Below are 12,094 nucleotides of genomic sequence, written 5' to 3'. Positions count from 1 at the left end.
CAGCGTGGCAGGTGATTGTGACACCTGCGTGACACCGGCGAATCAACCTGCCCTGTCAATGAATCGCCCGTTCATTGCACTGAAGCGTCCAGCCTGCCAGGCCGCTCTGCGTGTAATCCAGCCTGATGCATCAAGCCCCGTGGTAACCGGAAGTCCTTGAAAGGCTGCTGGGTAATGGGGTTGAAGGCCTTCTGCGCACTCAGGCGATAGCGCATCACACCGTCTGCCGTCCTGAAGCTGAGGTCCACGCTGGTTTCTGTACGGCCATTGAGTGACCCGCGGCTGAGCAAACGGAACATCGACCAGGGGCCACGGTATTCCAGGCTACTGCTTTGGCCGTTGAGCCTGAGCAGGGTCAGGTTACTGCGTACCTGGCGCCCCAACGTGTTCGGCCACACGATGCCGGTAATCTGGCCTGGCCCGTGGGTATAGGAAATCAGTTGGCCATCCAGGTCCAGCAGGCTTGTGCGCTGATTGGTGCTCAGGCCCAGCGGCTCGATGCTGAACTGCACGCTGAGGTTACCGCGCTGGTCGAAGAAGGTTTCACGGATACGGTCTGCAATTTCCAGCTGTTCCACCACATCTGTGCGAATGAGGGAGCCACCCTGCTGGTCTGCGCGCAAGGCTTCGAAGTTTTGCGTGAGGAACAGCTTCAGGTACTGATCCTGAAACCGCTTCAAACGCCCTTTAGGGCCGAAGAACGCTTCAAAGTCATCCAGCGAGGCATCCGGCGCCTGAATCACGAAGGGATAACGCCCCGCCAGTCGCTGCTGGAAGTAACTGTAGACCTCTGCATCCCACCGGCGGTCCAGCTCGCGTATCGCTTCGATGTTCAGCACGCGGGCTGACTGTTCGGCGACTTTTCTGACTTGATGATTGATGGGGGCCGGCAACCCCGTGGCAACCCGTTGCAATGCGCCGACCGGGTCAGGCGCAGTCATCGAGAAGCGTTGCATCACCGCCTGCAGCGCGGCATCGCCCCGATCGGGGTTGCCCTGGATAGCCCTGAGAAAATCATGAACATTGGCAATGGCGCTGATCGTGTCTTCGTACTCGCTGGGCTTTTCTCCCTTCGGTTGCAACAAGCCGTTGAGGTCCGCGAATGCCCGGTGAATACCCTGAGCCTGAGCTGCCTGACCTGGGCTGATTGCGGCCAACTCACCTTTTGCCGTTACCGTGGGTAATGACGGGAACCGGGTGTTTTCCTGCACGGTCTCCAGCAGCCTGCGCAGCGGCGTTGCAGGGCCAATCAGTTGTTCAAGCACCACAACGCCATGGTCCAGATCACGAAAATCCTTCACGACCAATGCATTCAGCGCACGCTGCCAACGGTCTATGTAATCGCTGCTGTAGAGGCTGCGAACGCGCTCGGCCAGCGCGTTACGGTCGGCAGTCGAGTAGTCAATGTGCCTGCGTTCACCCAGTACCCACTGGTCGATCATCGCCATGTCGGTGAGTTGCTGGCTACGGGGTTCGACATAATCGCGCAGGCCCTTTGCCGTGAGCATGGGCATCAACAGCAGGCTGCCTTCATCGCGCTGTGTCGCCGAGGCCGGCTGGTAAATGCTGTCGAAGGCCGGGCCAACCTGTTTGCGCAGGTCAAGGCCCGCGTGCAGGTCGCTCAGGGACTGCCGCTTGAGGTTGTCATACACCCGTTGCGCCAGAGGTACTTCACGCAGGGATTGCTGCACCTCACTGACAGGCTGACGGAACTGCGGCAGCTCGGCGTCAGCGTAAGCCAGGGCATACGTCAGATGGCTCATCAGATCACGCTGCAACTGCCCCTGCCCCGGGTACGCGGCCTGCCACTGTGTGGCCATCCATTGTTCCACCACCGCTGGCCGGCGATTTTGTCGATCCTCAAGCATGCGATAGACCCGCAACGCTTCCAGCTGTTGATCGCTACCGGGCGGCGCCGCGCTCATTGCCTCGACAACACCACTGGCAATTGCCGGCAAGAAGCGTTGCGAGAGCAGTTTCAGGTAGACCTCGTCGACGAGCGGGCCGATCACCCGCCCCTGGTACAGCCCAAGGTCCGCGACCCCGGGCCAAGCCTCGCGATACTGCCCGAACACCGCCACCGCGTTGCTGATCCGATCCAGTGGCAGCAGCAGGTTACGCCCGGTCGGGTCCAGCCGCTGATCCACCTCGGACTGGCTGAAGTCACGACTTTTGGCCAGTACCGCAGCCGCATTGGTGGCATTGCTCTCGAAATAGCTGCGCCAGCCTGCGAAAGCCACGGCAAGCGCCAGTACACCAACGCCGGAACCGACCCACAACAAGCGCTGCTTGCTGCGCGCAACCCGCTCGTTATCGCCCGCCAGCCCGGACTCTTTGTAGATGACCCGCGCAAAGACATGCTGGATAAAATGGGGCAACGTCTGTTCCCGTGCCCGGCTTTCGTCCTCCGGCAACCCTGTTGGGTAGGGCTGCGCAGCCTTGCGCACAAACGCATTGCACAATTCCCCTCGCTGCACTGCTGATGACCAGTAAACACCACGGACCCAGGCAGGCGTGTTGAACGGGTCGCTCGCCAGCGTCTCACGCAGGAACTTCAGCAGCAGTGGACGCAAGCCATTCAACTGCGTCAGCAAGGACAGCATTCGTGCACGTGGCTCTGCACAAGTTTGGGCTTGTAGCAAAGCCATGGCCTGTTCGTGCACCCGTGCGAGCAAACCGTCGTACTGTTCGGCAAACTCGCCAAGCCAGGCGTCGAATGCTGCGGTGGCATCTGGCTCAAAGGTAAAGCCCAGCACATCCTCTCGCTTTTCGGCAGAAAGGCGAGCATAAAACGGGTCGAAACCGTCCAGTTGATCGAACTTGCTCAGTACCACGTACAGGGGCAAGCGCGCACCCAGTTCGCAGCTCACCTCATGCAGGCGTGTGCGCAGTACCTGGGCCAACGCACGACGTTGTGCGGGGGAGCCTTGCAGCAAGGCTGGAAGGTCCACCACCAACAGTAAGCCGTTGATGGCTCTGCGGCTTCGATTGCGCACCAGCCATTGCAGCAGGTGATTCCAAAGCCGTGCCTGGGTGCTGGCAGGCGCCACTTCAGCGCCTGACGCATCGGGCGGCACCTGATCTGCAAGAGGCTGAGTGATAAACCCACCCGGCGGGTCAATGATCACGGCATCATCGCTGATCCACCAGCCCACCGGAAACGCCGTGGGCCCAGCCTGCAGCGCGCGGGTCTGGACATTGTCGATGCGGGTCAGGGAAAAGTTTTGCCCAGTCGCTTCGATGAAGCTGCTCTTGCCGGCCCGCTCCGCCCCCACGACCAGGTACCACGGCAACCGGTACAAGGCGCCACGACCACCGACATTGTCGAGAAAACTCGCCATGCACCGGCCCAGCGCCCGCTCCTGCGCCTGGACATGCGTCAGGCAAGGGTCGACCAGCGTTGCCTGCTCCTGCCGATGCTGCGATTGCAAGCGACGGAACCGCATTCGCAGAACGATCAATCCAATCAACAACGGCAGTACCAGCAACAGCAGGCTGGCGGCACTGCGTAGCGCGATGCTCGACAACGGTTGCTGGCCGCGCCACGTCCAATCCGGGCCAAGCCACCAGATGGCAATCAGCAGCAACGCTGCCCCCACGGCCAACAGCAGGGGCATCGCCAGGCCCACTCGCCTGGCCAGGGGCAGCCCCCAGCGCTTGAACAACGTCCAGATCTGACTCATGTAGGTTCCTTGTCTTTGCTCTGATCGATGAACACCGAAGGCGCGCCAAGCTGCCACAGGCGCTGGAACACCTCCGGCTCCCAGGCATCAGCGGTGGTGTGTTGCATGGCCAGGGCAACACTGGCGCACAGGTCCTGGGCGAGCCAGGCCACACCGCGTTCGGCCAGCAGGTCGGCGGCAATCGCCGTGGCATGGCACCGCTCTCGCGGGGAGCGATGGCTGGCTTGCAGGCTCTGCAACTTGAGCAGTACCGGCTCGACACCGCCGGCCGCCAACTGGCAGACCAGCTCTTCACGCAAGCTGCCGAAGCCTTGCGTGGCAGCCTGCTCAGGCCGGCCCGAAGCCCCTTTGAGCCAAGCCATGCACTGATCGTCCACGAATACCGTGCCGTCGCTGAAGCGCAGTTGCTGTAATGCCGGAAGGCGGTTAACCAAGCGTGCCGTGGCACTGCGAATGGCCTCGGCGACCTCGGCCATCGCCAGGCCAGAGGCAATCGTGGCGGCAAGGAAGCCGCCGCGAATCCAGTAAGGTGATGCCGTGACGCTTTTCTCGACCTTCAGCAGAAGTGCCAGGTCAGCCGCACTGGCGGCAACTGCATCTTCATAGACGCTGACAATTTCCAGCGGCACCATCATCAACTCCGTCCGCCGATCCTGCCTGGCGGCAGGTGCCGCCTGAAGGTGCGCCCACAAGCCAAAGCGCCGCAGCAGGTAGCCTGTCGGGTCATAGGCATCCTGCTGGTTGACGAACTCGGCCATGCTCAGCACGGCACGGCGGGTCTCGCGCTCGTTGCCCAGCGAAAGGCTGGCGTGGGGGGGCGCAAACACCTCTGCCAGCGGTGCTGGTTCATGCCGGGTACGCGAAGCTTTGGCGGGCGCCGGTGCTTCGATTTCACCTGCCGACTCCACTTGCCGCAGCAACAATTGCTCAAGTTCGACCACCGCGTCAGATTCGATGTGTGCCTGCGCCATCGACTGCTGCAGCGCCAGCAGAGCCTTCTGGCCATCGTCCCCATGGCCTGGGGTGTAACTGAAGCGATCCAGGCGGGGCAACGCATCGACCAGCCGCGTGAGTATCAGGGCGACCAGCTTGCGTTTGCCCAACAACCCTTTCGGGCCGGGCTTGGGGTGGGCAGTTTCCCAGTAACGGTCGAGCATCCCGCCCAGCAGTTTCAACGTGAACACCCAGCGCTCCCAGCTGCCATCGCGCAACCAGGCAACACTCAGATGCCCGACAATCCGCAGGTGCTTGCACCGTTGAGTCAGGTAGAGGCGGGACGCTTCTTCGATGTAGGCCCAATCGATTGTTGCCTCCTGCAGCCCTCCGAGTTTGACCATCTCCTGATCAATCGCCTGGTAGGTTTCGTCTTCTACATCAAACAGGCCCACTGGCACGTCGGCGTCCACCGGCGCAAGCAGGCGTGCAATCTCTTGCGCCGAGACGGGCGCTACCAGCGACATGCGTGGCGCACCTTGCCGAGCAACGGGTCCAGCCCTTGAGCGTCGAAACTCAGGCCGTCGAATGAAGGATGATCGCTTTCGACCTGGATGCGGTGGGCGGCAAACAGCTGCTTGATCTGCGCGATGGCCGGCAGCCCACGGCCGGCGTCCAGCACCTGGCCAGCCTCCATCACCTGCCACGGCGTGGCCTCTGTGGCACCACGCTCGCTGTGCAGCCGTACGCTGACCCGACGCGCATCGACCGGTTGCCCGGTGATCAGTTGCAACCGCGAGATGTTCTGTACGCAACTGATTGCGAGATAGGCTTTGGGCTCTGTGGACGCGATGGCGGGGGCAGTGATCAGCAGTCGGACTTGCCCGGGCGCTCCATTTCCGTCTGCGCTCAAACGGAACGTCAGGTCGTCCGGCGCCCGCCGGGCCTCACTGGCCATCACCCTGCGAACCGTGGGTGCGTCCTGTTCGGGCGCGGACCACGATTGCGCCTCAAGCCGTGCTGGTGTTCCTGCTGCCTGATCGAAACACGCCAGGCGTTGCAGGTTGGACACAATTTGCGGGCAGTCCCGCATATCACCCGCCAACGCTGGCTCACAACACAACATCAACGCCAGGCCAGCGCCATGGGCATAGCGGGTAATCATCGCAAGCTCTCCCTGCAAAGTTTTAAAGTTCCTACATGACCGTTCGCGTTTTCTTACATGTTACGAATAGCGAGACAATCCGAAAAGACGAATTGGCAACGAGACTATTACATCATCACGAACATATACATAAAAATATTTTTTTACATCTTGCCCCTCGACCGAGGGACACTTTCCAATGCATGGTTTTTTAGCACCCACGAACACTTAACCTCACCCGAGGAATGAGCCGTTCATATGTGGGAAATTTCCTACACTCATAAGCCACAAATTAAACAGACAAATAAACACAATTGTAGGAAGCGTCCTACAAACAACAGGAAGTTGATAAACAATGTCCAAGAACAGTGGAGCCGTCGCGCCAAAAGAGCGCATCAACATCAAGTACGTACCGGCTACCGGCGATGAGCAAGCTGAAGTAGAGCTGCCTCACAAAATGCTCGTACTAGGTGATTTCGGCCAGCACGATCATCGCTCCCTTGAGGATCGACCGGTCATGCGGGTGGACAAGCACACCTTCAACAACGTACTGCACGACGCCGATGTGCGCTTGACGATGTCCGTGCCCTGCACGCTTGCCGCCACGGCCGATGCCGAGCTGGGCGTGGCCCTGCAGTTCCGGTCGATAGAGGACTTCGGGCCAGACAGCATCGCCCGGCAGGTTCCTGAACTGAACAAGCTGCTGGCGCTTCGCGAGGCACTGGTTGCGCTCAAAGGCCCAATGGGCAACGTGCCAAATTTTCGCAAGCAATTGCAACTGCTGCTCAATGACGAGCAAGCCCGCAACCAACTTGCGCACGAACTTGACCTGGTGCTTGACGCGCCGGAACAAAACTGAGATGGCGGAGCGCCCCCATGCCCAAGCAGAATAGCTCGACCCTGACCACGGAAGTTTCCACTCACACTTCCAGCGCCACCACATTGCTGGACCAGATAATGGCAGAAACCCGCCTGGTGCCGACTCAGGAGGGCTACCAAGTTGCCCGGCAAGGCGTGGCGGCTTTTATTTCCGACATCCTGAAAAGCAATGACCCGGCTCAATCGATCAACAAATACCGTGTTGACCAAATGATTACCGAAGTGGACCGGGCACTGAGCAAGCAAATGGATGCCATCCTCCATCAGCCTGACTTCCAGCAGTTGGAGTCTGCCTGGCGAAGCCTCAAGCTTTTGGTCGAGCGCACGGACTTTCGCGAGAACATAAAGCTGGAAGTGCTGCATGTGAGCAAGGACGACCTGCTCGACGACTTCGAAAATGCCGCCGACATTACCTGCAGCGGGCTCTACAAACATGTCTACACCGCAGGCTACGGCCAGTTCGGCGGCGAACCGGTGGCGACGATGATTGGCAACTACAGCTTTGGCCCATCGTCGCCGGACATCAAGCTGTTGAGTTACCTGGCCTCTGTCGGCGCCATGTCGCACGCACCTTTCGTGGCAGCCCCCGCACCCGAGTTCTTCAACCTGCGTAGCTTCGAAGACCTGCCCAACCTCAAAGAAATCAAGGACATCTTCGCCGGGCCGCGGCATGCCAAATGGCGGGCATTCCGTGAAAGCGAAGACGCCCGTCATACGGCCCTGGTCGGGCCCCGCTTCATGCTCCGCTCGGCCTATCACCCGCAGGAGCAACCCATAAAAAGCTTCAACTACGACGAGAACATCGACGGCCGGCACGACAACTACCTGTGGGGCAACTCCGCATTTCTGCTGGCAAGCTGCATCAATGACAGCTTTGCCCGCTACCGCTGGTGCCCGAACATCATCGGCCCGCAATCCGGCGGGGCTGTTGAGGACCTGCCCGTTCACCTGTACGAATCCCTGGGCCAGTTGCAGGCCAAGATTCCCACCGAAGTGCTGATCTCCGACCGCAAGGAGTTCGAGCTCGCCGAAGAGGGTTTCATCGCGCTGACCATGCGCAAGGACAGCGACAACGCCGCGTTCTTTTCCGCCAACTCGGTACAAAAGCCCAAGTCTTTCCCCAAGACCCCAGAGGGGCAGCAGGCTCAGACCAACTACAAACTCGGCACGCAGTTGCCGTACCTGTTCATCGTCAACCGCCTGGCGCACTACATCAAAGTGCTGCAGCGCGAGCAGATAGGCAGTTGGAAGGAGCGGCGCGACCTTGAGTCCGAACTGAACAAGTGGATCAAGCAGTACATCGCCGACCAGGAAAACCCTTCGGCGGACGTGCGCAGCCGCCGACCACTGAGGGCCGCCAAAATCGAAGTGTCGGATGTTGCCGGGGACCCGGGCTGGTATCAGGTTTCGCTGGCGGTTCGCCCTCACTTCAAATACATGGGCGCGAACTTCGAGATTTCTCTGGTTGGCAGGCTCGACACGCAATGAGTGGCCTTTTCGAGCGCATGGCATCCCAGGCAACTGTCAATCGGGCACTTTCCAGTTACGAAAACCCGGGGCACCAGTTCGAGGTGATCAAGCGCCACCTCGAGATACTGCTCAACACGCGCCAGGGTTGCTCGCAAAGCAGCCCTGAACTGGGCCTGCGTGATTTCAACAGCCATGACCAGGGAAATGAAGACCTGCTGCGTCAGGTCAGTGCCGACATCCGCCATACCCTCCAACACTTCGAGCCCCGCATTACGTTGCGTGCACTGAAGGCTCTGCCCGATGCCCATTCGCCGCAGGCATTGCATTTTCGGCTGGACTGCCAAGTGCAGGTTAACAGCCACGCCGAGCAGTTGCAGATCGAACTGTTGGTTAACGGGCACAACCGCTACACCCGTGTGAGGTAACCCATGCCACTGAAAGAGCGATTCAGCGAAGAACTTCGCTACCTGCGCGAGCTAGGCACGGATTTCGCCAAGGACAATCCACAGCTTGCGCGGTACTTGGGCAAGGACAGCAGCGACCCCGATGTCGAGAGGTTGCTTGAGGGCTTCGCCTTCCTCACTGCCCGGTTGAGGCTGAAACTCGAAGATGATCTGCCTGAGCTGACTCAGCCCATGTTGCAGCTGCTGTGGCCCAACTACCTGCGGCCGCTGCCAAGCGCCACGATCATTCGTTTTACGCCCCAAGAGCAGACGCTCAGCCAGGCACTCAGCATCCCCAAGGGCGCGCGGCTGTTCTCGCGGCCTGTTGACGGCATTGCGTGCGAGTACCGCACCTGTACCGAAGTGAACGTCCATCCTTTTGCGATCAGCGCGGTGAATACCACCCAGACGCTGGACAGCTGCGTTGCACGCATCAGCCTGGACACGCTGGTCAAACGACCGCTGGATGCACTGGGCTGCAGCAGCCTGGATTTCCACCTCAGCGGCGATGACCGCTGCGCCCGCACGTTGTACCTGTGGTTATCGCAGTACGTCTGTTCCATCAGCGTGACCATTGACGGCGAAGTACGCAAGCTGCCGGCCAGCAGCCTCAAATTCCCAGGTTTCAGCCCGGGCGAAGCACTGTTGCCCTACCCGCAGAACGTCTTTGATGGCTACCGGATCCTGCAGGAGTACTTCATGTTCCCGCAGCGTTTTCATTTTTTCAGCCTGACCGGGCTGGACAAGGTGTGGCCTGCACAGGAAAGCCAACAGGTACACATCGACTTTCAGTTCACACGTCAGTTGCCGAGTTCGATGCGCATCGGCCTCAACGATTTCAGCCTGTTCTGCACGCCCGCAGTCAACCTGTTCCAGCACAGCGCCGAGCCCATCGACCTTTCTGCACAAAACGCGCAATCCGTACTGAAGCCCAAGACCTCCTTGCAGCATGCCTATGAGATTTTCAGTGTCGATCAGGTCATCAGCACCCGCACCACCGCCGACGGCAGCCTGGGGGAAATGTTGCGTCACTTTCGCCCTTTCGAATCGTTCGCCCACGAGATCGAACACGTCCATGGCCGAACCGCGCTTTATTACCGTTGCCAGATGGAAGACTCCCTGCGCGGGGACGGCGTGATCCACCAGATCGCCTTCGTTCGTGCCGATGCCAATGCCTACATCGGTGAACGGGAAACCGCCTCCATCGACCTGACCTGTACCAACCGTGATCTACCGCTTGCCCTGAGCATTGGCGACATCGACGTGATCACCGATGACACACCGCCACTGGTTACCTACAGCAACATCTGCCGCCCTACCCGCCCTTACCGACCGGCCCTTGATGGCCAGCTGCAGTGGGCGCTGGTGTCCAACCTTTCGCTCAACTACCTGTCACTGCTGTCGGCAGATTCGCTCAAGGCCGTGATTTGTGCCTACGACTTCGCCGCACTGCACGACATCCAGCAGGCGCGCACCACACACAAGCGCCTGGCCGGGATCAGCGACGTGCACACCGCTCCCATGGACTGGTTGATCCACGGCCAACCCATACGCGGGCTACGTAGCCGGCTAATGCTCGACGAGGCTGCGTTTCTCTGCGAAGGCGACTTGTACCTGTTCAGTTGTGTGCTCGCGCACTTCTTCGCCCTGTACGCCAGCATCAACTCCTTCCATCGGCTGGAAGTGATCAACACCACCAACAATGAGCACTACACATGGCCTCTGATGACCGGCAAACAACCGCTGATCTAGCCGATACGCTGCTCGCCAAGGCGCACCAGTACAACTTTTTCCAGTTGCTGGAACGCCTGCATGGCCTGCACGGGGACAACCTGGAACCACGCTGGCCGGACGCGGCGACGCGCTTGCGTGTTCGCCTGGCAACAGACCCGCGCCTGACCTTTCCGGTTGCAGACGTGCTCAGCGCCGAGCGCATGCCTTGTGAAACCGAGCGTTACCGCGTGTGCACCACCTTCATGGGGCTGCATGGCACGGACTCGCCACTGCCCACGTACTACCTGGAGCAGCTGGCCTATGAGCATGCACACGGTGTTGGCGTACGCCCGGCGTTCTTTGACTTCTTCAATCACTACCTGCTTGGCCTGCTGCACCGCATCTGGCGCAAATACCGCTACTACATCCGCTTTCAGGCGGGTGCCAGTGACCAGTTTTCTCACTATGTGTTCGCCCTTATCGGGCTCAACAATCGCCAGTTACGCGGCGACACGGCATTACCTTGGAGCCGCCTGCTGAGCTTTGCCGGTGTGATCGCCAGCCGCAGCCGGGCACCGGGAAGCGTGGCCGGTATCATTGCCCATTGCTTTGACCTCAAGACCGTGCAGGTCCGTGAGTTCGACACGCGCCTGGTACCCAGTGCGGCCCAGCAGATAGTGCGCCTTGGCCACGCCAATGGTTGCCTGGGCAGCACGTTCATGGTCGGCAGCCGTACACGCACACGCAGCAGCAAGTTCACCCTCCTGATCAGTGACCTGGACCAGACACAACTGCGTGCGCTGCTGCCCAGTGGCGTCAATTTCAACCGATTGCGTGCCCTGATCGACTTCTTGCTGCGCGATGGCATGGCCTATGACCTGGAGCTGCGATTAAAACCGGATGCCTTGTCACCTTTCTGCCTCAGCCGCAGCCAGGGTGCACATCTGGGGTGGACCAGCTACATCGACAACAGGCATGGCCTCGCCAGCCCCGTCGTACGCATACGGGGGCGTTCATGATCCGTCGGCCAATACTGAAGCTGATATTGCTGCTGGCCGTTGTGGGGGTCGTGGGCTGCACGGCATTGAGCAAAGTAGGCAAGGTCATCATGGACCCGTCCGTTCCGGTCGGGGCCCCCAAGGATGAACCTACCCAGCTCGCGTTCAGCATCAATGCCAGCCCCACGCTTAACGGCAACCCCAACAGTGTCGAGGCACAGGCCGAGCCACGAGACACGCCTGAGGCCAGCGCCTATTCCGTCAGCCTGAGTGCCGCAGGCCCACACGCCCTGACCGAAAAAGTCGGGACACTGCTGGCGTACCTGCAAGCGCAGTTTCCCGCGATTTCCCTGACTGTGCCGCAGGACATGGAGGACAACCCACTGCCACGCTCACCACTGGAAGAAGGCGCACCGGGCCATTACGACGACTCCACCGTAGAGGTTCATCTGCCCACTGCGACACCTGGGGTAACGGAACAGATTGCAACGCCCATGGCCATCAAGATCCTGCAACTGCGCGATGACTCACTGTTGCGCAACACCACGTTCCAGATGCTGAACCAGGCACCGGCCAAGGCACTGCGCAGCACCTATATCCGCGATGACGATTACCTGCTGCTTCCCGGTCAGTTCAAGTTCCTTCCGTTCGAACCCGTCCACGCCGATACCCGCTTCATCGCCATCATCGCCGACTACAGAAACCCGGAGCAGACCACCTGGCAGCAGGTGCTGCGCATCGTGCCCCGTGGCCGCCAGATGGTGCTGTCGGTGCTACTCAACGACACCCGGCTCGTGCTCAAGGAGGAAGACTGATGGCCTCTGCCTGCAC

General features: G+C 60.3%; 9 protein-coding genes. 6 read left to right on the top strand and 3 right to left on the bottom strand.

Annotated features, from left to right (window positions below):
* Positions 1-71: 71 nt before the first annotated feature.
* Genes tssM through vasI form a run of 3 tightly spaced genes read right to left on the bottom strand, consistent with a single transcriptional unit; the run spans position 72 to position 5,781 of the window.
* Positions 72-3,683, bottom strand: coding sequence for a type VI secretion system membrane subunit TssM (tssM, locus tag PVV54_RS10345; protein ID WP_274909828.1), 3,612 nt, complete (start codon positions 3,681-3,683; stop codon positions 72-74).
* Complete coding sequence (tssA, locus tag PVV54_RS10340; RefSeq protein WP_274909827.1) at positions 3,680-5,143, bottom strand: type VI secretion system protein TssA; 1,464 nt, start codon at positions 5,141-5,143, stop codon at positions 3,680-3,682. The genes tssM and tssA overlap by 4 nt, the downstream gene beginning before the upstream one ends.
* Entirely contained in the window at positions 5,131-5,781 is a 651-nt protein-coding gene (gene vasI, locus PVV54_RS10335; RefSeq protein WP_274909826.1) for a type VI secretion system-associated protein VasI, read from the bottom strand. The genes tssA and vasI overlap by 13 nt, the downstream gene beginning before the upstream one ends.
* A gap of 334 nt (positions 5,782-6,115) precedes the next feature.
* Between vasI and tssB the strand changes: the two genes are divergently transcribed.
* Genes tssB through tssJ form a run of 6 tightly spaced genes read left to right on the top strand, consistent with a single transcriptional unit; the run spans position 6,116 to position 12,078 of the window.
* The gene (tssB, locus tag PVV54_RS10330) at positions 6,116-6,619 is read left to right on the top strand and encodes a type VI secretion system contractile sheath small subunit (protein ID WP_274909825.1); all 504 of its coding nucleotides are present in this window, start codon (positions 6,116-6,118) and stop codon (positions 6,617-6,619) included.
* Between the two features lie 17 nt (positions 6,620-6,636).
* Positions 6,637-8,127, top strand: coding sequence for a type VI secretion system contractile sheath large subunit (gene tssC / locus PVV54_RS10325; protein WP_274909824.1), 1,491 nt, complete (start codon positions 6,637-6,639; stop codon positions 8,125-8,127).
* Positions 8,124-8,534 carry a type VI secretion system baseplate subunit TssE gene (gene tssE, locus PVV54_RS10320; RefSeq protein WP_274909823.1) on the top strand — a complete coding sequence of 137 codons (411 nt, stop codon included), beginning with the start codon at positions 8,124-8,126 and terminating at the stop codon, positions 8,532-8,534. Before tssC ends, tssE begins: the two co-directional genes overlap by 4 nt.
* A gap of 3 nt (positions 8,535-8,537) precedes the next feature.
* Entirely contained in the window at positions 8,538-10,304 is a 1,767-nt protein-coding gene (tssF, locus tag PVV54_RS10315; RefSeq protein WP_274909822.1) for a type VI secretion system baseplate subunit TssF, read from the top strand.
* Positions 10,268-11,284 (top strand): type VI secretion system baseplate subunit TssG, encoded by a 1,017-nt coding sequence (tssG, locus tag PVV54_RS10310; RefSeq protein ID WP_274909821.1) that lies wholly within the window; start codon positions 10,268-10,270, stop codon positions 11,282-11,284. The genes tssF and tssG overlap by 37 nt, the downstream gene beginning before the upstream one ends.
* On the top strand, positions 11,281-12,078 hold the full coding sequence (gene tssJ / locus PVV54_RS10305) for a type VI secretion system lipoprotein TssJ (protein WP_274909820.1): 798 nt from the start codon (positions 11,281-11,283) through the stop codon (positions 12,076-12,078). The genes tssG and tssJ overlap by 4 nt, the downstream gene beginning before the upstream one ends.
* Positions 12,079-12,094: the final 16 nt, after the last annotated feature.

The organism is Pseudomonas sp. PSKL.D1 (assembly GCF_028898945.1).
In the GTDB taxonomy this organism is placed as follows: domain Bacteria; phylum Pseudomonadota; class Gammaproteobacteria; order Pseudomonadales; family Pseudomonadaceae; genus Aquipseudomonas.
The sequence above is the reverse complement of the archived record's forward strand: the minus strand, read 5'-3'. Positions and strand labels throughout refer to the sequence as shown.